The organism is Asticcacaulis sp., from assembly GCF_035497195.1.
Classification (GTDB): domain Bacteria; phylum Pseudomonadota; class Alphaproteobacteria; order Caulobacterales; family Caulobacteraceae; genus Asticcacaulis.
Window position 1 is genome coordinate 513,280 of sequence record NZ_DATJDZ010000014.1, and the last position, 25,351, is coordinate 538,630.

Annotated in this window: 22 protein-coding genes; 12 read left to right on the forward strand and 10 right to left on the reverse strand. The window is 60.2% G+C overall.

Going from position 1 to position 25,351, the window contains the following annotated elements:
* Positions 1-160: 160 nt before the first annotated feature.
* Complete coding sequence (ubiG, locus tag VL130_RS06460) at positions 161-949, reverse strand: bifunctional 2-polyprenyl-6-hydroxyphenol methylase/3-demethylubiquinol 3-O-methyltransferase UbiG (protein WP_325361920.1); 789 nt, start codon at positions 947-949, stop codon at positions 161-163.
* A gap of 129 nt (positions 950-1,078) precedes the next feature.
* Between ubiG and VL130_RS06465 the strand changes: the two genes are divergently transcribed.
* The 6 genes from VL130_RS06465 to VL130_RS06490 all read left to right on the forward strand — a co-directional run bounded on the left by VL130_RS06465 (position 1,079) and on the right by VL130_RS06490 (position 10,407).
* A complete protein-coding gene (locus VL130_RS06465) occupies positions 1,079-2,347 on the forward strand; it encodes an aspartate kinase (protein WP_325361921.1) in 1,269 nt (422 codons plus the stop codon).
* A 157-nt stretch (positions 2,348-2,504) separates the two neighbouring features.
* Positions 2,505-4,190, forward strand: a complete 1,686-nt coding sequence (locus tag VL130_RS06470) for a methyl-accepting chemotaxis protein (RefSeq protein WP_325361922.1) — start codon at positions 2,505-2,507, stop codon at positions 4,188-4,190.
* Positions 4,191-4,193: 3 nt separating this feature from the next.
* Positions 4,194-4,976, forward strand: a complete 783-nt coding sequence (locus tag VL130_RS06475) for a polysaccharide lyase (protein ID WP_325361923.1) — start codon at positions 4,194-4,196, stop codon at positions 4,974-4,976.
* Between the two features lie 219 nt (positions 4,977-5,195).
* Positions 5,196-7,397: a phosphoenolpyruvate--protein phosphotransferase gene (gene ptsP / locus VL130_RS06480; RefSeq protein WP_325362383.1), complete on the forward strand. Its 2,202-nt coding sequence runs from the start codon at positions 5,196-5,198 to the stop codon at positions 7,395-7,397.
* 75 nt (positions 7,398-7,472) lie between these two features.
* Positions 7,473-8,162 (forward strand): hypothetical protein, encoded by a 690-nt coding sequence (locus tag VL130_RS06485; protein ID WP_325361924.1) that lies wholly within the window; start codon positions 7,473-7,475, stop codon positions 8,160-8,162.
* A 178-nt stretch (positions 8,163-8,340) separates the two neighbouring features.
* Positions 8,341-10,407 (forward strand): protein-disulfide reductase DsbD family protein, encoded by a 2,067-nt coding sequence (locus VL130_RS06490; protein WP_325361925.1) that lies wholly within the window; start codon positions 8,341-8,343, stop codon positions 10,405-10,407.
* Between the two features lie 168 nt (positions 10,408-10,575).
* Here the strand turns inward: VL130_RS06490 and VL130_RS06495 are convergent, their stop codons facing one another.
* The 3 genes from VL130_RS06495 to VL130_RS06505 all read right to left on the reverse strand — a co-directional run bounded on the left by VL130_RS06495 (position 10,576) and on the right by VL130_RS06505 (position 11,904).
* Positions 10,576-11,028 (reverse strand): hypothetical protein, encoded by a 453-nt coding sequence (locus VL130_RS06495; RefSeq protein WP_325361926.1) that lies wholly within the window; start codon positions 11,026-11,028, stop codon positions 10,576-10,578.
* The gene (locus VL130_RS06500; RefSeq protein ID WP_325361927.1) at positions 11,028-11,516 is read right to left on the reverse strand and encodes a hypothetical protein; all 489 of its coding nucleotides are present in this window, start codon (positions 11,514-11,516) and stop codon (positions 11,028-11,030) included. The genes VL130_RS06495 and VL130_RS06500 overlap by 1 nt, the downstream gene beginning before the upstream one ends.
* 217 nt (positions 11,517-11,733) lie before the next feature.
* A complete protein-coding gene (locus VL130_RS06505) occupies positions 11,734-11,904 on the reverse strand; it encodes a hypothetical protein (protein WP_325361928.1) in 171 nt (56 codons plus the stop codon).
* A gap of 179 nt (positions 11,905-12,083) precedes the next feature.
* Here VL130_RS06505 and hisS point away from each other — a divergent pair, with 179 nt between their 5' ends.
* Together hisS and VL130_RS06515 are read left to right on the forward strand one after the other, a co-directional pair.
* On the forward strand, positions 12,084-13,586 hold the full coding sequence (gene hisS, locus VL130_RS06510; protein WP_325361929.1) for a histidine--tRNA ligase: 1,503 nt from the start codon (positions 12,084-12,086) through the stop codon (positions 13,584-13,586).
* Between the two features lie 427 nt (positions 13,587-14,013).
* Entirely contained in the window at positions 14,014-16,086 is a 2,073-nt protein-coding gene (locus VL130_RS06515; RefSeq protein WP_325361930.1) for a M13 family metallopeptidase, read from the forward strand.
* Positions 16,087-16,182: 96 nt separating this feature from the next.
* On the opposite strand, the gene VL130_RS06520 is transcribed toward VL130_RS06515, so the two are convergent.
* Positions 16,183-16,422 (reverse strand): hypothetical protein, encoded by a 240-nt coding sequence (locus VL130_RS06520; protein WP_325361931.1) that lies wholly within the window; start codon positions 16,420-16,422, stop codon positions 16,183-16,185.
* Positions 16,423-16,689: 267 nt separating this feature from the next.
* Here VL130_RS06520 and VL130_RS06525 point away from each other — a divergent pair, with 267 nt between their 5' ends.
* Together VL130_RS06525 and VL130_RS06530 are read left to right on the forward strand one after the other, a co-directional pair.
* Positions 16,690-17,310 (forward strand): TetR/AcrR family transcriptional regulator, encoded by a 621-nt coding sequence (locus tag VL130_RS06525; RefSeq protein WP_325361932.1) that lies wholly within the window; start codon positions 16,690-16,692, stop codon positions 17,308-17,310.
* 47 nt (positions 17,311-17,357) lie between these two features.
* On the forward strand, positions 17,358-17,543 hold the full coding sequence (locus VL130_RS06530; protein ID WP_325361933.1) for a hypothetical protein: 186 nt from the start codon (positions 17,358-17,360) through the stop codon (positions 17,541-17,543).
* 262 nt (positions 17,544-17,805) lie between these two features.
* On the opposite strand, the gene VL130_RS06535 is transcribed toward VL130_RS06530, so the two are convergent.
* Entirely contained in the window at positions 17,806-19,941 is a 2,136-nt protein-coding gene (locus VL130_RS06535) for a M13 family metallopeptidase (RefSeq protein WP_325361934.1), read from the reverse strand.
* Positions 19,942-20,171: 230 nt separating this feature from the next.
* Here VL130_RS06535 and VL130_RS06540 point away from each other — a divergent pair, with 230 nt between their 5' ends.
* Positions 20,172-22,034, forward strand: coding sequence for a cation:proton antiporter (locus tag VL130_RS06540; protein ID WP_325361935.1), 1,863 nt, complete (start codon positions 20,172-20,174; stop codon positions 22,032-22,034).
* Here VL130_RS06540 and VL130_RS06545 read toward each other — a convergent pair.
* The 3 genes from VL130_RS06545 to VL130_RS06555 all read right to left on the reverse strand — a co-directional run bounded on the left by VL130_RS06545 (position 22,031) and on the right by VL130_RS06555 (position 24,075).
* Complete coding sequence (locus tag VL130_RS06545; RefSeq protein WP_325361936.1) at positions 22,031-22,414, reverse strand: hypothetical protein; 384 nt, start codon at positions 22,412-22,414, stop codon at positions 22,031-22,033. The two genes, VL130_RS06540 and VL130_RS06545, sit on opposite strands and share 4 nt — an antisense overlap.
* Positions 22,415-22,481: 67 nt before the next feature.
* Entirely contained in the window at positions 22,482-23,243 is a 762-nt protein-coding gene (locus VL130_RS06550; protein WP_325361937.1) for a prephenate dehydrogenase/arogenate dehydrogenase family protein, read from the reverse strand.
* Between the two features lie 142 nt (positions 23,244-23,385).
* Positions 23,386-24,075 (reverse strand): hypothetical protein, encoded by a 690-nt coding sequence (locus VL130_RS06555; RefSeq protein ID WP_325361938.1) that lies wholly within the window; start codon positions 24,073-24,075, stop codon positions 23,386-23,388.
* Positions 24,076-24,440: 365 nt separating this feature from the next.
* On the opposite strand from VL130_RS06555, the gene VL130_RS06560 reads away from it, so the two are divergent.
* The gene (locus VL130_RS06560) at positions 24,441-25,079 is read left to right on the forward strand and encodes a hypothetical protein (protein WP_325361939.1); all 639 of its coding nucleotides are present in this window, start codon (positions 24,441-24,443) and stop codon (positions 25,077-25,079) included.
* Between the two features lie 59 nt (positions 25,080-25,138).
* Here VL130_RS06560 and VL130_RS06565 read toward each other — a convergent pair whose 3' ends face one another.
* The gene (locus VL130_RS06565) at positions 25,139-25,342 is read right to left on the reverse strand and encodes a hypothetical protein (protein ID WP_325361940.1); all 204 of its coding nucleotides are present in this window, start codon (positions 25,340-25,342) and stop codon (positions 25,139-25,141) included.
* Positions 25,343-25,351: the final 9 nt, after the last annotated feature.

Here is a 25,351-nt window from a genome sequence, read left to right on the forward strand (position 1 = left end):
ACCCCACCACCACATCTAACCGCTTCGCGGTGTCGTGCGGTCCCCCTCCCCGGCATAGCCGGGGAGGAACAAAGAACTGCGCTCATTCTTATACCTCCCCAACTTGTTAGGGAGGGGGACCATTGCGAAGCAATGGTGGTGGGGTATCTTGCTTTCCAGGTTAAAACGCGGCCGTAACCGGATATTTCGCCACCACCATGTAGTTGACATCGGTATCGTCCGACAAGGCCCAAGTCTGATTTAGCGGATTAAAACTGACGCCGACGGGTGGTTCCGGCATCAGGTCGGTGCCATCGAGAAAACTGGCGATCTCGCCCGGCATCAGGAACTTTTTCCAGTCATGTGTGCCTTTCGGCACCCATTGCAGCACATATTCGGCGCCGACAATCGCCAGCCCATAGGATTTGATGGTACGGTTGAGCGTCGCCACGAACAGCAGCCCGCCGGGTTTTACCAGCGACGCGCAGGTCTTGAGAAAGGCCTCCGGATCGCTGACATGCTCGATGACCTCCATCGTCAGGACGACATCGTACAAAACCTCACCCGATTCAGCCAGTTGCTCGACCGTCTGGTTGAGATAGCGGATATCGAGGCCGCCCTGATCGGCATGTGCCTTCGCCGTGCCGATATTCTTCTCCGAAGCGTCAAGACCTGTCACGGTAAAGCCCATCCGGCGCATCGGCTCGGAGAGCAAACCGCCGCCGCAACCGACATCAAGCAGTTGCAGGCCCTCAAACGGCGCCCGTTTTTGATAATCGAGCGCAAAATGCTCCACGCAGGTTTCGCGGATGAATTTCACCCGTGTCGGATTGAATTTGTGCAGCGGGGCGAATTCGCCCTTCACGTCCCACCACTTGGCGGCCAGGGAGGAAAAGCGCGACACCTCGCTTTGATCGATACTGAAACCGCTTGCCGCCCCTGAATCCAAACTGTTTAGGTTTTCAGCCATTTTGAATGCCTATTTCTGATCTTTTGTCACTGGAATCGGCCTTGCGGCACAGGGGCTTAACCGCTAATTAGGCCGCGCAATAAGTCCGGACAAGGATAGATGCCTGTCCGTCAGAAAGAAAGTGGCGAAATGACGCGGTTGGTGATGAAGTTTGGCGGCACCTCCATGGCCGATCTCGAACGCATCCGCAGGGCGGCAAGGCTGGTGGCGGCGGAAGTCGATGCCGGTCACAAGGTGGCGGTGGTGGTTTCGGCGATGGCCGGCAAGACCAATGAACTGGTCGCCTGGACAGACGGCGCCGGCCAGCCGACCGGCAAGGCTGCCGAGGTTCACGCCAACAGCGATGACGAATATGATGTCGTCGTCGCTTCGGGTGAACAGGTGACGGCCGGTCTTTTGGCCATGACCCTGCGCAATCTCGGCTATCCGGCGCGTTCGATGATGGGCTGGCAACTGCCGATCAAGACCTCCATGCTGCACGCCAAGGCGCGGATCGCCGATTTCGAAGCCGACAATCTCATTGAGGCGATGGACTCTGGCCAGATTGTCGTGGTTCCCGGCTTCCAGGGCGTCAGCGATGACGGCCGCATAACCACGCTTGGCCGTGGCGGCTCCGATACCTCGGCCGTGGCTGTGGCCATCGCCGCCCAGGCGATCCGCTGCGACATCTATACCGACGTCGATGGCGTCTATACCACCGACCCGCGCATCGAAAACAAGGCGAAGCGCCTCGACAAGATTTCCTTCGAGGAAATGCTAGAAATGGCCTCGCTCGGCGCCAAGGTGCTCCAGACCCGTTCGGTCGAGCTGGCTATGGCCTATCGTATGCCGGTGCGCGTACTCTCATCCTTCGTCGAACCCGGCGAAAACCTAGACCAAGGCACCCTGGTGTGCGACGAGGAAGAAATCGTGGAAAAACATATCGTTTCCGGCGTGGCCTACAGCCGTGATGAGGCCAAGATCACCCTGCTTGGCCTGCCCAACAAGATCGGCGTTTCAGCGGCCGTTTTCTCGAAACTGGCGGCGGCCAATATCAATGTCGACATGATCGTGCAGTCGGAAAAACGTTCGGGCGAATACGCCAACCAGCTTTTCACCGTCGGCCGCCGCGATGCCCAGCGCGCCGCCGAGATCATGAACGAGGCCAAGGCCGAGATCGGTTTCGATGACCTGAAGGTTGATGAAGGCGTGTCAAAGATATCGATCGTCGGCGTCGGGATGCGTTCGCACACCGGCGTGGCCGAGACCATGTTCCGCGCGCTGTCGGAAAAGGGCATCAATATCCAGGTCATCTCGACCTCGGAGATCAAGATTTCGGTCCTGATCGATGAGGCCTATACCGAGTTGGCCGTTCGTGCCCTGCACGCGGCCTATGGCCTCGACAAGATCGGCGCCTGATCCCAGGGGCTGCACGCATAAAAACGGCGATCTGCGGAAGCAGACGCCGTTTTTTGTGCGTATTGCCGTCATAACGCTGTTCGCGTTTTTACGGTTAAATTGTTATTAACAACGTCCGGTTACATCATACATCATCCTGTAGATGGTGGGGCCTGCGATGTCGTTCAAAAACATGCCCATGCTGGCTAAAATCCTGAGCCTGCTCGGTTTTCTGTCCCTAGTCGTCATCGCGGCCGTCTTTTTCACCACCTCGCGGATGCACGCCATCAGTGCTGATTACGGCCGGGTGATTTCCGGACCGGGCACAGCCGCAGTCGATATGGAGCGCGCCAGCAAGAATATCCAGCGCGTCCAGACGGCCTTCTACAAGCTGGTCTCATTCAATGATCCCAAGGATATCGCCGCCGCCAACAGCGAATTGAAGCAGGCGCAAAGCTCTTTCTCCAAAGAGACCAGTGAAGCCTTAAAGGCCCTGCCTTCGGAAGCCAGACGCATCGAAGGCATTCAGGCCAGCTATAATGCGGCGATTGACCAAACCTGCGCCGAAACCCGACGCCTGGCCGAGAGTGGCGATGATGCCGATGCGCTTCGCCTGATGAAAACCACCTGCGATCCCGCCATATCGCAACTGGAAAAGACCATGGCGCAGGTGGTCGATGACACCATCGCCGATAATGCCGCCGCTTCCGCCGCCGCCGGCGTCGATACCCAGCGCACCATCGGCATCACCTGGGCCGGTCTCGGTTTCGGACTGGTGATCGTCATGCTGGGCGCTATGATGGTGACGCGCATAGGCATTGTGCGGCCGCTGTCGGCGCTGAACGCCACCATGAGTGAAATGGACAGAGGCGCACTTGATATCACCGTCCCCGGACAGGATCGCAAGGATGAACTGGGTGGCATGGCGCGCACCCTGGAGACCTTCCGCAAGGGACTGGAAGAGGGCCGTGTCTTGCGTGAGGCCGCCGAAGCCGCCAAGGCCGCCGAACTGGCGCGTCTGCACCGCGAACGTCAGGTGGTCGAAACCTTCCAGGGCAAGATGGTGAACCTCGCCGATTCCTTTGTGCGCTCGTCGTCCGAAGTGTCTGACGCCGCGCAAAGCCTCTCCGCCACCGCCGAAGAAACCAGCCGTCAGGCGCAGGTCGTCACCGGCGCCGCCGAAGATGCCGCCGGCAATGTACAGACCGTCGCCGCCGCCACCGAGGAAATGGCCGCTTCGGTTCAGGAAATCAACGGTCAGGTGATCCGCGCCGCCGAGGTTGCCAGCGAAGCCGCCAGCGAGATCGGCAATACCGAGATCGAAATCCGTGCCCTGTCGGAAGCTGCCTCAGGCATCGGCGCTGTGGTCAAGCTGATCAACGATATTGCCTCTCAAACCAATCTGCTGGCGCTCAACGCCACTATCGAAGCCGCCCGCGCCGGCGACGCCGGTAAAGGGTTCGCCGTCGTCGCCTCCGAGGTCAAGACCCTGGCGACGCAAACGGCGCGCGCGACGCAGGATATCGGCGACAGGGTCGATCAAATTCAGGCGGCCACGCAGCGAACGGTCGACTCCATAGAGAAAATCATCGCCACCATCACCGACATGCGAAATATTTCTGCCAATATCGCTTCGGCGGTCGAGCAGCAGGGCGCCGCCACGCATGAGATCGCCGGCAACACCGCCCGCGCTTCTGACGGCACTCTGCAAGTCACCGAGAATATCTTCGGCGTTGGCCGCGCCGCCGAAATGACCGGCGCCGCCTCGACGCAACTCATGGGCCTCTCCGGCAGTCTTAGCGAACAGGCCGACGACCTGCAAAAGGAAGTGCAGAACTTCGTCAAACAGTTGCAGGCGGCTTAGGCGATGCCGTGGGTAGTGGCAGCGCTGGCTGTGGCGAGCGGCGTCCTGTTCAAGGTCGACTTTGAAACCGCCCCAGCCGGCCCCTACACGCCGGCGGCAATGAACGCGGATTTCCATTATCCGGCATGGAGTGACGGCATAGATGAAGGCCGTGCCGCCATCGTGTCTGCGCCCGGTCGCTGCGGCCAGGCCCTGCGCGTCGACTATCCCGCAGGCCGGGTAGGGGAAGGCGTCATTATCCCGGTCGCCCTGGCACGTCATGACGCGCTTTACCTGGCGTTCGATGTCTATTTTCCGGAGGGGTTCGTCTTCGTGAAGGAGGGGAAGCTGTTGGGGCTTTGCGGCGGCGCCTGCAACAGTGGCGGCAAGAAACCCGATGGCCGCGATGGCTGGTCATCGCGGGTGATCTGGCGCGGCGACCGTGCCGCCCAGTATCTCTACTGGCCGGGCCAAGCCGATATCTATGGCGATATAGCGCCGTGGCGGGATGCCCGCCTGACGACCGGCGCCTGGCACCATGTCGAAACCTATGTCAGGGTGAACCATCCCGGCCAGGCCGATGGTGTCAGCGAGTCCTGGCTGGATGGCCGCCGCGTCTATCTGAACCGGCATATCCGCTGGCGCGATATGGCGGATGTCGCCATCGACAGCTTCCGCTTCGAGACCTTTTTTGGCGGTGGCACGCCTGATTTCGCGCCGCCGGCCGACCAGTATGCCCTGTTTGACAATATCGCTGTATCGACGCGGCGGCGGCATCATCCGGCGGCAAATGTATCAGACTGTTAAATCAATGTGATTATAACCCCTTCGTGACTTGCGCTGCGTCGGCCGCAACCGCTAGACAGCGCGCGAAAAGGGTTTCAAAATAAGAGCCTGTCGCGTATCGACGCCCGAAGGGCCGGAAGGGAAATTAGCGTGGTAAAACTGGGTCCGTTTGAAGGTATTCCGAAACCCTTCCTGGCTGTTCGCGGCCAGCGCGGCCTGTTGCGCCAGATCCGCGAGACGATGGAAGAGGGCCAGTCCGCCCAGGCGCGCCTCGATACCGTGGTGCGCATTATCGCCTCAAGCATGGTGGCTGAGGTCTGCTCGATCTATCTGCGCCGCACATCGGAAGAACTTGAACTCTTCGCTACCGAAGGCCTGAATGCCGACGCCGTGCACAAGACGCGGATGCGGCTCAGTGAAGGCCTGGTCGGTGAAGTCGCCCGCGCCGGTGTGCCGCTGAACCTGATGGACGCGACCTCGCACCCCAGCTTCTCCTATCGGCCGGAAACTGGTGAAGACCCTTACCGTTCCTTCCTTGGCGTGCCCCTGCTGCGCGGTGGCCGCACCATCGGCGTGCTGGTCGTACAAAACATGGCGGCGCGCAGGTACGAGGAAGAAGAGGTCGAAGACCTGCAAATCATCGCCATGGTGCTGTCCGAGATCGTGACCGCCGGTGAACTGGTCGGCCTCGAAGAACTGAAGGATATCGAACTCGCGCCGCAGAAGCCGGAGCGCCTGAAGGGTTCGATCTTCGCCGACGGCCTGGCGCTTGGCGTCGTCATCCTGCATGAGGTGGCGGTCACGTCTGACCATCTGCTGAGCGACGACTCGGTGGCCGAAGAGGTGCGCCTGAACGACGCCATTGTGGTTCTGCGCGAACAGATCGACGCCATGTTCGAGGGCACGCACGGCCTGGCCGGCCCAACGTTCGATGTGCTCGAAACCTACCGCATGTTCGCTCACTCGACGAGCTGGGTGCGCAACCTGACCGAGGCCGTGCGCAACGGCCTGACGGCGGAAGCGGCGGTCGATCGCGTGCGTAACGAGCAGCGCGCCAAGCTCAACAATGCCCGCGACGCCTATATGCGCGAACGTCTGCACGATCTCGAAGACCTGGCCAACCGCCTGCTGCGTGTGCTGGCCGGCAAGAACACCACTGTCCGTGAAATTCCGGAAAATTCGATCCTCGTCGCCCGCGATCTCGGTCCGGCCGACCTGCTCGAATACGACCGGACGCGGCTCAGGGGCATCCTGCTCGAAGAAGGCTCGGCCTCGAACCACGCCGCTATCGTGGCGCGCGCCCTGCAAATCCCCTGCGTCGGGCGTCTGCAAAACCTGCGCGACCGGGTGTCCCAGGGCGATATCGTCATTGTCGACGGCGAAACCGGCGAGGCGTATCTGCGGCCACGGCCGGATATCATCGAGGCGGCGACGACGCGGATGGACGTACGCGCCGCGCAGCGCGCCGAATTCAGCAAGATCAAGGATGTCGAGGCCGTCACCCGCGACGGCCAGCGCATCACGCTTCTGATGAACGCCGGCCTGGAATTCGATATCGAGATCATGAACGAAACCGGCGCCGAGGGCATCGGCCTGTTCCGCACCGAGTTCCAGTTCATGGTGTCCGACGACCTGCCGCGCCTCAAGCGCCAGACCGATCTTTACGAGCGTATCATGGATGGCGCCGGTGATCGCCCGGTCACCTTCCGTACGCTCGATCTCGGCGGCGACAAGATCCTGCCCTATATGGAAATGGAGCGCGAGGAAAACCCGGCGCTCGGATGGCGCGCCATCCGCATGGGACTGGACCGCCCGGCGCTTCTGCGGATGCAGTTGCGCGCCCTGATCACCGCGGCGCGCGGCCGCGAACTGCGCATCATGTTCCCGATGGTGGCCTCGATCGATGAGTTCCGTCAGGCACGGGAGATGGTTGATATCGAATGCGCCTGGGCCAAGCGGCGCGGCCGCGCCCTGCCTGCGCTGCTGCGCGTTGGGGCCATGATCGAGTGCCCCTCCCTGTTGTTCCACCTCGACGCCCTGCTGCCGCTGGTCGATTTCGCCAGCGTCGGCACCAACGACCTGATGCAGTATCTTTTCGCCGCCGATCGCACCAATCCGAAGATGTCGGATCGCTACGATCCGCTGTCGCCGCCCTTCCTGACGGCGTTGTCGATGATCCAGAAGGCGGCGAAGGACTCAGGCACGCCGGTCTCGGTCTGCGGCGAGATCGCCGGCCGTCCGCTGGAAGCCTTCGTGCTGATCGCACTCGGTTTCGACCGCCTGTCCATGCCGCCCGCCGGTCTGGGGCAGGTCAAGCGCATGATCCTGTCATGCGACCGCGAAGCCGCCAACAAGGCGATCACCAAGCTGATGTCGAGTTCCAACGGCTCCCTGCGTAACGAGGTGTTGAGCCTGGCGCGCAAGCTCGATCTGGATATGTAGCTGCGCAGGTGATATATTAAGGCCATAATTTGGTGGCAGACCGGATTCAGTATGGCCCGGTTGGAGGTTTCGCTTATGGTTGCGTCCCGTATTGTTTTTGCCCTTGCGCTGGCGGCCGGTTCACTGGTTGCGTCTCTGGCTGTCGCTGATGAAGTCGTGGTCGCCGCCTCGCGCCCAGCGCCTTTGCCGACGGCCGCCGAACAGGCCAAGGCGAAAGCCGACGTTCAGGCCAGGGCCGAGCAGGCGACAAGACCCCTGACCACTGAGGAACAGGTCGCCGCCTGGACGGCCCATTCCCCGAAAATCAGCCGCGGCGATCAGGCCTCGGATGACGGCCTGTGGCCCGCCGCCGACGCAAGCAGCAAGCGCCAGGTGCATGGTGAGGCCAGCGTTACCGTTGGCACGGGCGGCTATCGCAGCGCCTATGTTTCTTCTCTCATTCCGCTTGGCGAAAACGGCACCCTGGGCATTGCGGTCAGCCAGACCGATTACGGTAATAACGCCCGTTACGGCTATGGCTATGGCGACCCCTATGGTTATGGATATGACGATAATGGCTACGGTTATGGACGTGGCTGGGGGCGTCGCGGCGGCAGCTCGCAATCGGTGGCCCTGTCGCTCGATATGACCGGCAAGAACCGCAGCGGCGCCAGCACACCTGAAGGCTGCGCCCCCGGTTTCCGCAATGGCGACCGCTATATCGAGCCGGTCTGGGTGACGCGGATGAACGGCAATCGTGATTGCGAAACCGCTATAGAGCCCTGATTCATTCTTATACCTCCCCGACTTGTCGGGGAGCCGGGCGGCCGGTGCCGGGGACCGCGACGCTCTTGCGGCGTGGTGGTGGGGGTTCTTACTTTCTAAGACTGTTCCTGAAATTTTCTGTCACCAAAATGCGGTCTTCGACGTATAGATAGGCAAAACCAATTCCATCGGGTGGCGCGTGTCTTCAATTCTGCGGTTTGTTGTCTGTTTCTTCGTGCTTGCCTTTGCCCTGCCGGCCAATGCCCAGGACGGTGCCACCGAAGGAAAATCGCCCCATATCACCGCCCGGCTGGTCGCCGAATCCGCCGCGGTAGCGCCAAATGGCGATGTGACCGTAGCGCTTGACTATACCCCCGCGCCCGGCTGGCATACCTATTGGGTAAATCCCGGCGACACCGGCCTGCCGCCGAAGTTCAAGTGGAACCTGCCCGATGGCGTGACGACTGGCGATATCAAATGGCCGGTGCCGGAAACCCTGCCCACCTTCGGGCTGATGAGCTATGGCTTTACCGGCCAGACCATTCTGCTGATTCCGCTGCATAACGCTTCACGCCTGACGGCGGGCGACACCCTGCCGATCAGGGCGCACGTCGATTTCCTCGTCTGCGCGGATGTCTGCATCCCTGAAAGCCTCGATGTCAGTCTCGATCTCAAGGTCGGGCCGCCCGCCGCCGGTTCGAACAGCGCCTTGATTGAAAAGGCGCGCAAGGCCCTGCCGATCAAGCGCACCGCCGCGACCGTAGACCTGCGTAATGGCGAGATCGAACTCGGTTTCCCGCTGGCGGATGTGAACGCGCAAGGCGCCTATTTCTTCCCCGAACAGGCCGGTGTGACCAGCGCCCCGGCGCCGCAAGCGCTTGATATGGGGGCTAATGGTTTCACTCTGCGCACCAAGGCCGCAGGCACGGCCCTGCCCGATGGCGACCTGTCGGGCGTACTGAAACTTGCCGATGGCGGCGCCTACGCGATCAAACTCACCCGTGCGTCGCTCGACCCGGCTGTTCATGGCCTTGGCGCTGCGGCACAAACCAAAACCACCTCCAGCGGCGTGCTGATCGCCATATTCGGCGCCTTTATCGGTGGGCTGATCCTCAACCTGATGCCATGCGTCTTCCCCGTGTTGTCCATGAAGCTGCTCAGTCTGGCGCGCTCCGGCCATGACAAGGGGCTGGCGCAGCAGGAGTCGCTGTTCTACGGCGCGGGCACCATCCTGACATTTGTCGGCCTGGCCCTGATCCTGACGGCGGCGCGGATATTCGGCCAGTCGATCGGCTGGGGTTTCCAGTTGCAATCGCCCTATGTCACCGCCGGTTTGAGCCTGATCATGCTGCTGGTGGCGCTGAATATGTCCGGCGTGTTCGAGATCGGTGCCTCTCTGCAAGCCGTCGGCGGCATCCAGGTCTCGGCGAAACGCCCGCGCCTCGGCGCCCTGCTGACCGGCGTGCTGGCCGTGGTCGTCGCCGCCCCCTGTACCGCCCCCTTCATGGCCACAGCCATCGGCGTGGCGCTGGCGCAAGGCGGACTGGTGTCCTTCGCCATCTTCGTGTCGCTCGGTATCGGTTTCGCCCTGCCATTCGTCGTTCTGACCTTCCTGATCACGCTGGTGCCCGCCGTGGCCAAAGCCCTGCCCAGGCCGGGAAAGTGGATGGACTGGCTGAAACATGCCTTGTCGCTGTTGATGTACGCCGCCTGCCTGTGGCTGGTCTGGGTCTTCGCCCAACAGGTCCAACTCGCCGGCGTCATCCTGCTTGTTTTCGCGCTGATGCTGGTCATTCTGGCAGTGATGAAGATCCGCCTGCCGAAATTCATCAAGCCGGTGGTGCTGATTGGCGGGCTTGTGCTGTGCGGACTGGCGGCGTCCTTGCCGCGCACCGAAAAGGTCCAGCCCGCGCCGTCAGGCCTGTTGCCGCACAGCGATTTCAGCGCCGAAAACCTGACGGCCCTGCGCGCGCAGGGAAAACCCGTCTTTGTCGATCTCACCGCCGCCTGGTGCGTCACCTGCAAGGTCAATGAACGGCTGGTTCTGTCAACGAAGGACTTTGAAAAAGCGGTGGCCGACACCGGTACGGTTTACATGGTCGGTGACTGGACAAATCAGGATGCCGCCATTGCCCGTTACCTGACGCTTTTCGGCCGTTCAGGCGTGCCGCTTTATGTCTATTACGGCCCGGATAATGCCGAGCCGGTCGTCCTGCCGCAGTTGCTCAAAACGGCCGATGTAGTGAAGGTCATCCGAGGGAAGTAGAGAGGATCACGGAAAAGGCACGGAAGGTTCGTGCGGCGACACCTGCGCGAAGCGCCATGTCACATCTGTTTTCGCAGACACGGCAATACCTTTCGGGCGCAGTAGTCACCACGCAAAGAATTCCGTGTCTTTTCCGTGAGCCTGTTTGCCTGGCAGACGTGGCCGACTCTAATGGAGACCAGAAAGGTGCACACCGAACGGTCCGAAATAATACAGACAGTCGGCGTCATTATTGGCATGGGTGAATTGCCCGGAAACGACGATGGCTTGCCCCAAACCTAACTTTAATAACGCCGGATAAACCGGATCGCCCTTCGGCACGATGGCCTCCAGCCGGATAGCGGGGCCTCCCGCTGGGCCGATATTGATCTCCAGGTCAGCCGTGCCGTCGAGGGTGGAGATACGCAGGTCCTGCACCTTGCCATGCCAGTTTTCAAACCGGTCATAGGTCTTGAACTGCCCGCATAAGTTGTCGGCTGTCTCGCCCTTGCGCGGGATAGCCAGAAAGGCGGTTTGACTCGCGGGCAGGGACGCCTGAACTGGTGGCGGGGCGGCAGGTTTCGGCTTGTCGCAGCCGGATAACAGGACAAAGGCGAGACACATCAGCCCGACGCGCGCCATCAGGCGTTTGGTCCGAATTCGAGGGTGCAGTCCAGCCCGGAATCGGCGGTGGCCGGCGTAACGATGACATCGATATTATCGCTGAGGAGTTCGGACATATTGGTCAGGGCTGCTTTCATGTCGGCATCGTTTTTTGCTGTCTGGATGGCGGTGAGCTTGATCGGCAAGTCGCGTGACAGGCCGGTCAGGATACATTTCAGGTCATTGTCGGTGCCGCGGGCTTTCAGCGTCTTGTGGCCTTGCTGATCACCCGCTGAAAGGGCGTGGATGGCCTGGGCATAGGCCGGAAAATCGGGTTGTGACAGCAGGGCCGGCGTCGGCTTGAAGGTTTCGGTTTTCGCCTTCAAACGTACTGCCTCCGTCACCAGTCCGGCGAAAAACGGTTCCTGCGATATGGCGCTCTTATCCGGGGTGGCGGTGGCGAAAACGGGCGTACCTGAAGCCAGCAACACACTGGCCATACAGGCGATAGCAAAGGGACGGTTCACGGTGCGCTCCGGAAGTGACACAATTGTCCGGCACTATGCAGGACGGCGGCCAAAAAAGCGTTAATGCCGCGATACTAAACACCACTAGCGCCGCTCCGATAGGGCACGGAGCGGCGTTCATGGCCGCGCGTTCAGGGTATACTTATCACGCCGCTCAATCACATGGATTGAGCCGGATACATACCTGCAATAATGGGTGGCGAAGCCTTTAGCTTCGTCAGTAACTGACGTGCACGGGTTCACCGCTCTTGTGGCACGGTACGCCGACAGCGCATCCGACGGAATCAAACGTCGAGAAGGCCCATACGACAGCGCCGATCAGGGCGACGACGACGACCATGGCCACGACAAAACGCGAAAAGTTTTCGGCTGTATGCGACTTACTCATTGTTTTGCCCTCCTTAAGGGAGCCTCATTTATAACACGGTTTTACCGCATTTTGAAGGGGTTAACCGTAATTTTTTGACTTAAGTGTCAAAATACCGTCGCATCCTTATTTCCCCTTGAAGGCGAACGGGTTTTTCGTTTCGGCTTGTCTCCGGCGGCGGGATGCTTTAATTCGCGCGCATGACCCAGAACACCGAAAAAGACACTGAAAACACCGCCGCAGCCTTCCGTCCGGAAGCCCGCAGTCCGCGCGGCTTTATCGACAAACGCAGCGGCCAGATCGCCATCGAGCGCCGGCTGATCGAGACCGTCTCCAAGGTGTATGAGGATTTTGGGTTCGAAGCCCTGCAAACGCCGGCTTTTGAATATGCCGATGCGCTGGGCAAGTTCCTGCCCGATTCCGACCGTCCCAATGTCGGCGTGTTCGCGCAGCAGGATGACGACGATCAGTGGATGGCCCTGCGTTACGATCTGACGGCGCCGCTGGCGCGCTTCGTGGCGCAGAACTGGGAAACCCTGCCGAAGCCCTTCCGGCGCTATGCCTTCGGCCCCGTCTGGCGCAATGAGAAACCCGGCCCTGGCCGCCTGCGCGAATTCATGCAGTGCGACGCCGATATCGTCGGCTCCGACCGCCCGGAAGCCGATGCCGAAATGATCGCCCTCGCCGTCGCTGGCTACAAGGCGCTCGATGTGCCGGTGCGCATCCGCATCAATAACCGCAAACTGCTCAACGGCCTGCTGTCGAGCCTCGGCGTCAGCGATTCCGGCCAGCAACTCGGCGTGCTGCGCGCCATCGACAAGCTCGATCGTTTCGGTCTGGAAGGCGTGGCCCTGTTGCTCGGCGCCGGCCGCAAGGATGAAAGCGGCGACTATACCAAGGGCGCGCAACTGCCGGCTGGCGCGATCCAGCCGGTGCTCGATTTCGTCAGCGCGGGCGGGGCCGATAGCCGTTCGGGCGTGCTGGAAAAGCTGGCGGCCGTCCTGGCCAATTCGGCCGAAGGGCAGGCGGGCCTCGAAGACCTGGCGCGTATTGATGCCGCCGTCTCGGCTATGGGCGTCACGGAACAGGCCGCCATCTTCGATCCGGGCATTGTGCGCGGTCTCGAATACTATACCGGCCCGGTTTTTGAAGCTGAATTGCTGCTGCAAACCCGCGATGAAAAGGGCCATCTCGTCCAGATGGGCAGCGTTGGCGGCGGCGGACGCTATGATGATCTGGTGGCGCGCTTCACCGGCCAGCAAACCCCGGCTACAGGCTTCTCGTTCGGCGTGTCGCGCCTGGCGGCGGCCCTGTCGCTGATCGAGGCCGGCCAAAAGACGGGAAAGAAGAGCGCCGCGCGTGGCCCCATCGTTATCATCGCCTTCTCCGAATCGGACATGGGTGAATATTTCAAACTGGCCGCCGAACTGCGCGCCGCTGGTCTGCCGGCCGAAGTTTACCTCGGCCGTTCCGGCATGAAGGCGCAGATGAAATATGCCGACCGCAGGCTCAGTCCGGCGGTCGTCATGATGGGCGAGGACGAGCTGAAAGCTGGTAGCGTTACCATAAAAGATCTTGACCTTGGCCGTGATCTGGCGATGCAAATAAGTGACAATAAGGCCTGGAAGGAAGGGCGTCCGGGGCAAGTCACCCTGCCGCGCGGCGAAGCCATCAAGCACCTGAAATCCATAGTAGAATCGTAAAAAATGCCGACTGACAGCGCTGTCAATCTGTTGGATGATTTCGATATGAAAAACAATGCGGCCATATTGCTGAAATAATTTTGACGCAATGTTACAAAATGAGTTGACAGTCTTGGCAAAAAAATGTTTTCTCCGTCCCAAGAGAGCAGAACTTTTCCCGTAGAGAGAAGTCAGTTCCGGCGTTTCGGGGAGGAAACGCTCTTTAATTACAAAATAAAAAAGCTCGCTGGGTTTTATCCCCCCTAAGCGGGCTTTTTTTTCGCCTGAAATCCGGAAAAGTGACGAGGCTGTCAAAATGGGGACGGCGGTAACTTTCGCAACAAGATTACCAAATGTTCATGAGACACAGTTGTTAAACTGTATCAATGTGCGATCCTGATCCTGGGGGCGCGCTGATAATGGGGCCGCTCCATTGCCGGAGAGCCATATGCGTTCCAAATCCCTTATTTCTTCCCTGGCCATCGCCGCCGCCCTGCTGACGACCCAGATGGCCGCCCTGCCGGCTTTCGCCGAAGCCCCGGCCGCCGTTGTGCCTGAGAGCACAGTGGCCAAGACCTACGGCACCTGGGGCTTTGATACCGCTGGCATGGACGCCTCGATCAAGCCGGGCGACGACTTCTTCGACTACGCCAACGGCACGGCGCTGAAAAACATGGTCATCCCCGGCGACCAACCCGGCTATGGCAGCTTCAACGCCCTCTACGATCTCTCCGAACTACGCCTGAAGGCGCTGGTCACCGGCCTGGCGGCCCGCACCGACCTGACAGGCGAAGACCTCAAGATCGCCGATCTCTACCGCTCGGCGATGAATGTCGACCTGAAGAACCAACTCGATCTCAAGCCGGCTCAACCGGAACTGGCCAAAATCGCTGCCATCACCAACAAGGACGATATGGCCGCTTTCATGGGATCGACGGCGGAAACCTTCGGCGCGGCGTTTTTCGGCATCTTCGTCTATGACGACGCCAAGAAGCCCGGCTACCGCGCCTTGCAGATGTCGCAAGGCGGCCTGGGCCTGCCGGACCGCGACTATTACCTGACCGACACCTATGCCGATAAGAAGGCGGCTTACGAAGTCTATATCAAGGACATGCTGACCCTGGCCAATTACCCGAACGCCGAAAAGGCCGCCAGGGATATCGTGGCCATGGAAACGAAAATTGCCGAGGTGAGCTGGACCAAGATCGAGAGCCGCGACGATACCAAGACCTATAATCCGATGGCGCTGAAGGACCTCAACAGCTACGCGCCGGGTTTCAGCTGGGATAATTTCTTCGCCGCCGCCCATGTCAGCCAGGCGCAGAAGGTGGTCGTGGCGCAGAATACCGCCATCCCGAAAATCGCCCAGATCTATGCCGATGCGCCGCTGGAAACCCTGAAGGCCTGGGAAGCGTTTAACGCGCTCGATCAGGCCTCGGCCTATCTGTCGGACCGCTTTTACGCCCGCCGCTTCGATTTCCGCTCCAAGACCATGTACGGCATCGCGGAGCAACGTCCGTTATGGAAGCGCGCCATTGGCACCACCGACGACAAGATGGGCGAAGCGCTCGGCCGCGCCTATGTCCGCGATTACTTCCCGCCCGAATCCAAGGCCAAGATGGAATCCCTGGTCAGTGGCCTGCTGGCCGCCATGAAACTGCGCATCGAAAACCTGACCTGGATGAGCGCCCCCACCAAGGCTAAGGCGCTGGAAAAGCTGTCTACCTTCGGTGTCAAGATCGGCTATCCTAACAAGTGGCGTGACTATTCCGCCCTGACCATCAAGGCCGACGATCTCTACGGCAATATCGAGCGCTCTTCAGCGTTTGAATGGGCCTACCAGGTGTCGCATATCGATAAGCCGATCGACCCGGAAGACTGGGAAATGACGCCGCAGACCGTCAATGCCTACTATTCGCCGACCAAGAACGAGATCGTTTTCCCGGCTGCCATCCTGCAACCGCCCTTCTTCGATCCGAAGGCCGACATGGCGGTCAATTACGGCGCCATCGGCGCGGTGATCGGCCACGAAATCACCCACGGTTTCGATGACCAGGGCCGCCACTACGATTCGACCGGTGCGCTGGTTGAATGGTGGACGCCGGAAGATGCCGCCAAGTTCGAGGCCCAGACCAAGGCGCTTGGTACGCAGTATGATTCCTACGAACCTGTACCGGGCGTCCACGTCCAGGGCGGCCTGACCATGGGCGAGAACATCGCCGATCTCGGTGGGGTTTTGCTCGGCCTAGACGCCTATCATATGTCGCTTAATGGCAAACCGGCGCCGGTCATTGACGGCTATACCGGCGACCAGCGCGTCTTCCTCGGCTTCGCCCAGGTCTGGCAATCGAAATACCAGCCGGACTTCCTGAAATATCTTGTGTCGTCCGATCCGCACTCGCCGGATAAGTTTCGCGCCATCGGCGCCGTGCGTAACGTCGACGCCTGGTACTCGGCCTTCAACGTCAAAGACGGCCAGATCTATTACGTCAAACCGGCCGACCGCGTGAAGATCTGGTAGCAGGGGCACGGCCCCTGCACCCGGAATCGTGACGGTGGCGGTTGCGCCGCTGTCGCGGTTCTCACAAAAGCCCGTCTCGAAAGAGGCGGGCTTTTCTTATGGCTGCACGCTCGTCAAGGCCATCGAGGTCCGCACCTTGCCGGCATAGCTGGCGCCGTCGGTCGGCTGATATTTGAGCAGGACCGGCAGATCGTTGCCCGCCAGAGCCAGTTCGTGGTTCCAGTCGCGGTCAGCATAGGCGAAGCGGCGCATATTCGGGCTGGCGGCCTGAAAAGCGACCCACAGGGCGATGGTGAGCAAGCTGGCGGCGATCACGGCGAACATCAGGCGTTTCATGTCTCAAATCCTCAGATAGTGCCGGCGAACCTCACCGGCGAGGAGTCGGGCGACGGCGCTATCCCACCGCCGCCCGGTACGCTTTCACTGTGCAATCCCCCCTCATTTCCAGGTTTTGACGCCTGGCCCCCAAGGGTGTGAAACAACGCTTTCTCACGGGGGCGAACCATGATATGAACGCCGTTCACAATTGTTATGTAGCGTGAATTTGAACGACGTTCAACAAATAAATTGAACTTTGTTCAAAATAATTCAGGATAAGCGTCAATGTCCGCCAAAGCCATATCCACCGCCACAGCCGATCGCCGCCAGGCGCAGCTCGAAGCCCTCATTGCCGCCGCCGAAAAGCGTATCTGCGACTCAGGAATGCACAGCCTCAAGGCGCGTGATCTCGCCGCTGATATCGGTGTGGCGCTGGGCGGGCTTTATAATATCGTGCAGGATATCGACGCCCTGCTGCTGCTGGTCAGTTCGCGCACGCTGGCGCGTCTGGGCGAGGCAGCGCAGACGGCCACGGCGCACCTGCCGGTCTCAACCCGCGCCGAGGCCATTGATCGGCTGGTTATGGTGGCGCAGACCTACCTGACCTTCGCACGGGAAAACCTGCCCCTGTGGCGGATGATCTTTGAACTGCGGCTGGATAGTCCGTTGCCGGATTGGGCGGCGCAGGATCAGTTGCGGCTGTTTCGCCATATCGCCGAACCGCTCCACGCCATCATGCCGGAACTCGATACCGTGGCCCTGACCGTCCGCGCCCGCACGCTGTTCGCCGCCGTGCATGGCATTATCAGCATCGGACTGGAAGAGCGCCTGATCGCCGTGCCGGCGCAGAAACTGTCCGATGAAATCGCCTGGCTGGTACGGTCGGCGTGTAGAGCGCACGCGTGAAACGGACCCGAATTCGAGGCCTATTGTGTACTATCACGGGGCTGGCCATGATCGCTATCCCACTCGTCGTGGCGGAATACGCCTTTGCAAACTGGGGGGATAATGGAGCGGCCATGCTGTTTGTTTCGCCAGTTTGGGGGTCGCTATTAATGTTGAGCTTCTGGGGTGGCGTTTTGATGACGCTATTTGGCGTGACGCTGTTTGCATCTACGTGGTTTAAGAAGCCGCAATAGTCTTCTTGTACCTCCCCGACTTGTTCGGGGAGGGGGACCGACGCGCGCTTGCGCGTTGGTGGTGGGGGTATCTTGCTTTCTTAGGGCCTTGGGTTCGCGGGAATAAAGTAAGCAAGACGCCCCTCCGTCTCGACGCGCTTCGCCTGACGGCCGCGCTTGCTCGACACCTCCCCATTTAGGAAATGGGGAGGAGAAGGGGTGAGAACCGCACCAGCGGCACGACGTCCACCGTCACGATTCCGGGTTAAGGGGGCTTGCCCCCTTACCAGATGCGGACGCGGGCTTCCGGCGCCAGGTAATACTTCTCGCCCGGCTGGACGTTGAAGGCCTTGTACCAGTCGTCGATATTGCGCACTGGCCCGATGACGCGGAAAACCGCCGGCGAGTGCGGATCGGTGGCGACCTGCTGCTTGACGGCATCGTCACGGTATTTCGAGCGCCACACCTGGGCGAAGCCCATGAAGACGCGCTGGTCGCCGGTGAAGCCATCAAGTACCGGCGACTCCGCGCCGTGCAGCGAAATGCGGTAGGCGTCGAGGCCGAGCAGGTTGCCGCCGAGGTCGGCGATGTTTTCGCCCATCGTCAGGCCACCCTGAATATGAACGCCGGGCAGGGGTTCGAAGGCGTCGTATTGCTCGCCGTATGTCTTGGTCTGGGCATTGAACTTGGCGGCGTCTTCTTCCGTCCACCAGCTCTTGAGGAAGCCGTCGCCGTCGTAGTTGCGGCCCTGGTCGTCGAAACCGTGGGTGATTTCGTGACCAATGACGCCGCCAATGCCGCCGTAATTGACGGCCATGTCGGCGTCCGGATCGAAGAAGGGCGGTTGCAGGATGGCGGCCGGGAAGACAATTTCGTTACGCGTCGGCGAATAGTAGGCGTTGACGGTTTGCGGCGTCATGCCCCATTCCAGCGGATCGACCGGCTTGTCGATCTTGGCGACATTCCAGGCCCATTCAAAGGCGGACGAGCGCTCGACATTGCCGTAGAGGTCGCCCGCCTTGATATCGAGGGCGGAATAGTCGCGCCACTTGTCCGGGTAGGCGATCTTGACGCCGAACTTGGAGAGTTTCTCCAGCGCCTTTGCCTTGGTGGGGGCGCTCATCCAGGTCAGGTTCTCGATACGAATCTTGAGGGCGGCGCGCAGGTCGGCGACGAGGCCTTCCATCTTGGCCTTGGATTCGGCAGGGAAATATTGCGCCACATAGGTGCGGCCGATGGCTTCACCAAGCGCATCGTCGGTGACGCTGATGGCGCGCTTCCAGCGTTCGCGCTGGGCCTCCGCTCCGGAGAGATCGCGCGAGCGGAATTCCCAGTTGGCTGTGGCGAAACGTTCGGAGAGATAGGGCGCCGCCTGATCGACCGTGCGGAAGGTTTGCCAGGCTTTCAGGGTTTCCAGCGGGGTATTGGCATAGACTTGCGCAATCTTAGGGAAGGCGGTGTTTTCGCTGACGATGATCTTCTTCGCCTGCGTCAGGTCGGCGCCTTCGAAATACGCCTTCCACTCGAAAGCCGGGGCGTATTTCGCCAGTTCGGCCGGCGTCATCGGATTATAGGTCTTGGTGTCGTCGCGGCGGTCGATGCGCGTCCAGCTCACCTCGGCGATCTTCGTTTCCATGGCCACGATATCCTTGGCCGCCTGGGTGGCGTTGGGGTAGCCGACCATGATCAGCATCCGGGTCACATAGGCCTCATACTTGGCCTTCTTCTCGGCGAAGCTGGCTTGCAGATAATAATCGCGGTCGGGCAGACCGAGGCCCGACTGGCCGACATAAAGTACGTTGATCTCCGGGTTCTTGGCGTCGCCGTCGACATAGCCGTTGAAGAAGCTGGCGCCGAATTCACCGCTGGTCTTGCCCATGTAGCTGGCCATCTGCGGTTTGGTCTTGATGTTGCGGATGGCGACCAGGCTGGGGGCCAGCGGCGCGACGTCTAGTTTCTGGATCGTGGCCTCGTCCATCATGGCGTTGTAGAGGTTGGCGATCTTGGCGTCGTCGCCGGAGAGGCCCGTTTGCGAGGCCAGACCGGTGACCAGCACCTTCATGCGGTTTTCCGACAGTTCGCGCAGGGCCAGGAAGCTGCCGTAGGAGGTGCGGTCGGCGGGAATGACAATGTTTTTGACGGCTGTGCCGTTGACGTAATCGAAGAAGCTGTCACCCGGCTTGACGCTGGTGTCCATACCCGAAATATCGATGCCCCAGGCGCCGTATTTCTTCGCCACCGTGTTCGGCGCGGCGTCATCGCTGCCGGAGGATGTGTCGGCGGCCATCAGGGCGTCGATGCTTTCCAGCGTCTGCATATGGCAATAGGCGTCGATACAATCGGCGGCCTGGGCTGGCAGGATACTTAGCGCAAGGCCGCCCAGGGCCGTCGAGCAGGCAAGGATTTTCAGCAATTTCATATGGAGGCACCCCTTGAGACCGGCGCTCTGCGTTCACCGTGTCCGATTGATTAAAAAAGATACTATCTGCACCTTAACGCTTTTATGAACGCTGCCACATGAATTTTCCGTCATCTTTCACGAAAATGTGTGCATCAGGGGTTACAATTGGGGCTGGCATCCCCTTATAGTTAAATGCACCCCCTAATGAGGATAAGTAACCGAAGATGAACGCATCCGCAGCAAGTCAAATGTCCACGATCGCGAAAGAAACCCTGGCGCCAGTCTTAAATTCTGAGACGCAAGGCTATTATATCTTCATCATCGTCTTTTTATTGGCTTCCGCGGTCGTTGTACCCATTTTCCAACGTTATAAAGTCTCCAGTGTTCTGGGCTTTCTTCTGATCGGTGTCCTGCTGGGGCCTGACGTCATGGGAAGGCTGGCCACTGCCTGGCCGGTGCTCGATGCCTTTAGTGTCATGCGCTCGCATACTGTCCACCAGCTTGCCGAACTCGGCGTCGTCTTCCTGCTGTTTTCCATCGGTCTCGAACTGACCTTCGAGCGCCTGAAATCGATGCGCCGGCTGGTTTTCGGCCTCGGCGCACTGCAAGTGGTGCTGTGTTCCCTGGCGCTGACCGGCCTGTTTTTGGTGCTTGGCCAGAGCATTGTCGCCTCGATCGCGCTCGGCATGGCCATCGCCCTGTCCTCCACCGCCGTCGTCATCCCCGTTCTGGCCGACCGCAAGGCGCTCAAGACCGCTTCGGGCCGCAGCGTTTTCGCCGTGCTTCTGGCGCAGGACATCGCCGTCGCCCCTATCATGATCACCGTCGTCATGCTGGCCGGAGGGGCTGCGGGCGCATCAGGTAATGCCAATGGCCTCAGTGGCCTGCTGGCCCTGATCCCGGCCCTGATCGGCATTGGCATCCTGGTCGTCGGCGGCCGCTGGCTGCTGCGTCCGTTGTTCAATACGGTCGCCTTCTCCCGTTCGCGCGAACTGTTCATGGCCGCCTGTTTGCTGTGCGTGCTGGTCGCCGGGCAGATATCGGTCATGGCCGGCCTGAGCATGGGGCTGGGCGCTTTCGTCGCCGGCGTGCTGCTGGCTGAAACCGAATATCGCCGCGAAATCGAAAATATGGTCGAGCCGTTCAAAGGCCTGCTGCTTGGCCTGTTCTTCGTCACCGTCGGGGCGCGCCTCGAAATCGCCGCCGTGGTCAGCCAGCCTGCGCTGGTCCTGGGACTGGCCGTCGCCCTGATCGTCATCAAGGCCGCCGTCATCTATCCGGTGGCGCGCGCCTTCGGCCTCAATAACCGCAGCGCCATCGAGACGGCGGCGGTGCTGGGGCCGGCGGGGGAGTTCGCCTTCGTTATCATCGACCAGGCCATTGGTCATAAGGTGCTGAGCGCCGAGGTTGGACAGGCGGTCATCCTGGCCTCTATTATTTCGCTGTTCTGCATTCCCTTCCTCGCCGCCGGCGCTGCCCGTCTGTCGAAAAAGCTGGCAAAAAACGCCGCAGCGCCCACCTCTGTCGCGCCGGATATTGTCAGTGAAGCAGCCAAGGTCATCGTTGTCGGTTTTGGCCGTGTCGGCGAACTGGTGACCGATATGCTGAAGTTGCACAATATCGAATATATGGTGGTCGACATCAATCCGCAGGTGACCCAGCGCGCCCGCGCCATGAATGTCGAGGCCTGGTATGGCGATGCGTCAGCGGCGGAATTCCTGCACAGCTTAGGGATCGAGCGCGCCCGCGCCGTGGTGGTGACGGCGTCGAACCCGGTCTTTACCGATCAGGTGGTCAAGGCGGTGCGGGCCATGCGCGACGATGTGCATATTATCGCCCGCGCCCGTGATGCTTCCCACGCCCAGCGCCTCTATGAAATGGGCGCCACCGATGCCGTGCCGGAGACCATTGAAGCCTCGCTGCAACTGGCGGAAAACACCCTGATCGATCTCGGTGTGCCGATGGGGCTGGTGCTGGCCAGCGTTCACGAGCGCCGCGATGTCTTCCGCAAGATGTTTGGCATCCGCAAGCCTGAACCTATCAGGTCGGAACGGTCGCTGGAGGCCGTGGCCCTGGCAATGGCTGAAAAGGCGGGGACGCAGAAGGCTTAATTACAGCGGGCGGTGATCTGCGTGTCCATGCCCTGTTTTTGCGACACCAGGGTCGCTGACAGGCTGAGCACATCCTGAAGCATCCGGCCGCGCGTTTCTTCATTCAGCGCGGTGTTCTCAGAAATCAGGCCGGAAAGCTGCCGGGCCAATTCGAGGCTGGCCGCGGTATCGGCTGCGGTGGCGCGCAGATCGGTGCAACCGCCGGCCGCGTCATTCGCCTTGAACTTTGCGGCGGCGCTGTTGGCTTCCTGTTCGGCTGTCTTGACCGAATCGACCAGGCGTTCCTGAACCTGTTCCTGGGTCTGCGCCCATGCGCCTGTAGCGATGAGGCACAGGCAGATAAAGGCCGGCGCCAGGCGTTTCGGCAAGGGGATGATCATACGCGACTCCATAAGCAGCGTCGCAAGCTATCACAGCTCGTTTCCCGGTAAAATCCCAAATAATGGACTATTTACCGTTGCCATCCTGGGCTTCGAGGCGGCTGCGCAGGGCGTCGATCTCGTGGAAAAAGCGCTTGCGCACCTCGGCCGCGAATGGATTATCGCGTTCGATCGACAGAAACAATTCGTCGGAATCGCCGGAGACCAGACCGACGCCCTGCATCATCAGGTCGTAGGAGCGCGTGGTGTGGACGGTCGGCAAAGGCTCCAGCCCGCTCAACACCTTGGCGATCAGGTGGGTCAGGCCCTGCACGGCGGCCAGCGCCTTGTCGTGCTGCTCAGGGGTGGCGACCGAAACCTTCAGGTCGAGCGTCTGGCTGAAGAAGCGCATCAGGGTGCCCATATGGCGCACCCGCACCGGGCACAGGACGATTTCAAGGTCGTGGATACCCTTGCGCGCCGATTGCGGGCCGAAAAGGGGGTGGGTGCACAGGATCGAAACCGTCGGCGGCAGAGCATCGACCAGCCACTTTGCCGGTTTGATCTTGACCGAGCCGACATCGATCACCAGGCCATGCGGCTTGACATAGGGCGCGATCGCCTGGGCCAGGGCCTGTAGCGTGCGGATCGGCGTGGCGAGCACCACGATGTCACAGGCCGCAGCGGCAGGCAGATCAACCAGGGTGACGTTATGGCGTCGGGCGAAGCCGCGCGCCTCCGGGCTGGGGTCGCAGGCATAGACGTCGAAATAGGGTGACAGATGCTTGACAATCAGGCGGCCGAACGCCCCCAAACCGAATAACCCCAAACTACGCACTTTTTTGGACACGCCGTCACTGCCTTGGATAAAAATGAAGCGGGCGGCGTAACACGAAACCAGGGGTAAGGCGAGATGAAACTTCTTTACAATGGCTTTCAAGGGACGGTTTTGACTATCGGACCGTCATTATGCGAACGATTTTACCCGAAAATCAGTAACCGCCGAAACGTTTCTTCTTGTCGCTTTTGCCCTTTTTCACATCCGGTGATGGCGTTTCACTGGCGATCTGGGCCGGCGTCTTCGGCAGTTCATCCATCGTGATAAAGCCGTCCTCGTTGCGGTCGAGGATGGTGAAGCGCTGGTTTGAGGCGTTGATCCATTCGTCGATCTTGACGCGGAAATCGAGATTGCTGTCGGCGGCGCGGATCGGTTGCGGTTCGTCGATCACCCCGTATTGCGAGGCGCCGACGATCTGCTTTTGATAGCGGCCGCCCGTCGGGTCGGTATCGCCGCCGCCGGAATCGGCGCTGGCGGTGTAGTTTTTCGGTTGCCTGATGCGCGGGTCGATGTTCTGGATTTCCGGCGCCACCTGGTTTTCATAGGCGCTGTTTTCCGAACTGACGATATAGCCGTCGTGATTGGCGTCGAGCTTGTTGAAGAAGGCGGTGGCGTCAGTGATGAATTCATCATGGCTGATCTTGCCGTCCTTGTCCGTATCGGCCTGCTCGACCCACTTCGCCACCGGATAGGGCTGGCCGGCCGCGGCGCGAAAAGGCTGGCCGGAGGGCGAGAAGAAGGTGTTCAGGCTCATGCCGACGCCGACATAATCCTGTGCGCCGGCGGCGGTGCCGAGGCCTGCGCCAGCGATGAGAACCGGGAGAAGGAAGCGGAGAGGGCGCATGGCGATGTCACTATTCAAGGGGTGGAGGTGCAAGACTGGATTCAAGGGGTGGAGATGGAAGCCTGGCTAGGGTCATTTTGTGGTCAATTTTAGGCCGCTTTTCAGACTAGCCGTCACCCTGCGGATAGGCAAGCGAACTTTATCGACGGGAAAAACGTGCCTATGCGATTTTTCCTACAGTAAATTTTGCTTATTTATATGTTTATGATGATATATTTGTAGCCAATTGCTGTATATTTCAAGTCATAAGTTCGGTATTTTTGTAACCATATTGAAATATGGATTAAAATAATACCATGTTAACTTGAATATTTTCTCTTGTTATCTTGCCGGATATCTTTCTCCGGCTTTTTCAGGAGATCAACATGCAGATAGGCAGCACGGCAGGGCCATCCCTCAGCCAGTTATTGTCCCAGATGCAGGCCAGGCTGGCATCCCAAACGTCCTTCGCGTCCTCGTCATCTTCGACAACCAGTTCGACAAGCTCAACATCAACCACCACCGGTGTCAGTGAAGACTTAAGCTACTTCCTCAATTCGCTTTCGGACCGGTTGATGAGCGGTCTGCTGGGCGCTCAGCAAGTCCAGGGGGAGGGCGAACATGGCGGCGCGCCGGAATTGTCGGATATGGACAGTGACGGTGACGGCGCCATCAGCAAGACCGAGATGGAGGCCTTCGATACTTCCAAAAGCGGGAGCACAGATACCACCCGCGCCGACCAGATGTTCTCGGTCATGGATAGCGACAGCGATGGTTCTGTCACCGCCACCGAGAAGTCGGCCTTCGACAGCGAGATGGCCGCCAATCGTCCGCGGGGTGGGCCGCCGCCTGCTGGCGACGCGACGGCAAACTCATCGGCGTCCAGCGCCTTCAGCAGCATGGAGTCCTCAACGGATTTCGCCAGTCTGCTTAAGGATCTGCAAAGTGCGATCGAGGCCTACAGTTCGGACAACTTGAAATCGATGGCTTCGGCCTCGGCGTCCAGTTTGTCGGTCGCGGCCTGAAAGCAGAACGCTTCCCTGCCATGGGCGGGGAAGCGTTTTATTTCAGCTTGTGGCCGGTATCAGGAACGATCCGGAAAAAACTCGCGGCGGATCGAGGCCCAGATATAGTCGAGCACCAGGTAATAGAAGACGGTCTTGACCAGCTTAACGGTCTGGATTTCGAAATAATATTGCAGGCCGATGCACAGGGTCAGGGTGGCGATCATCACCAGGCCGGCGATCATCAGTTTCTTCGGCATCAGCAGTTTTTCAGTCAAAGACATACACGCGTC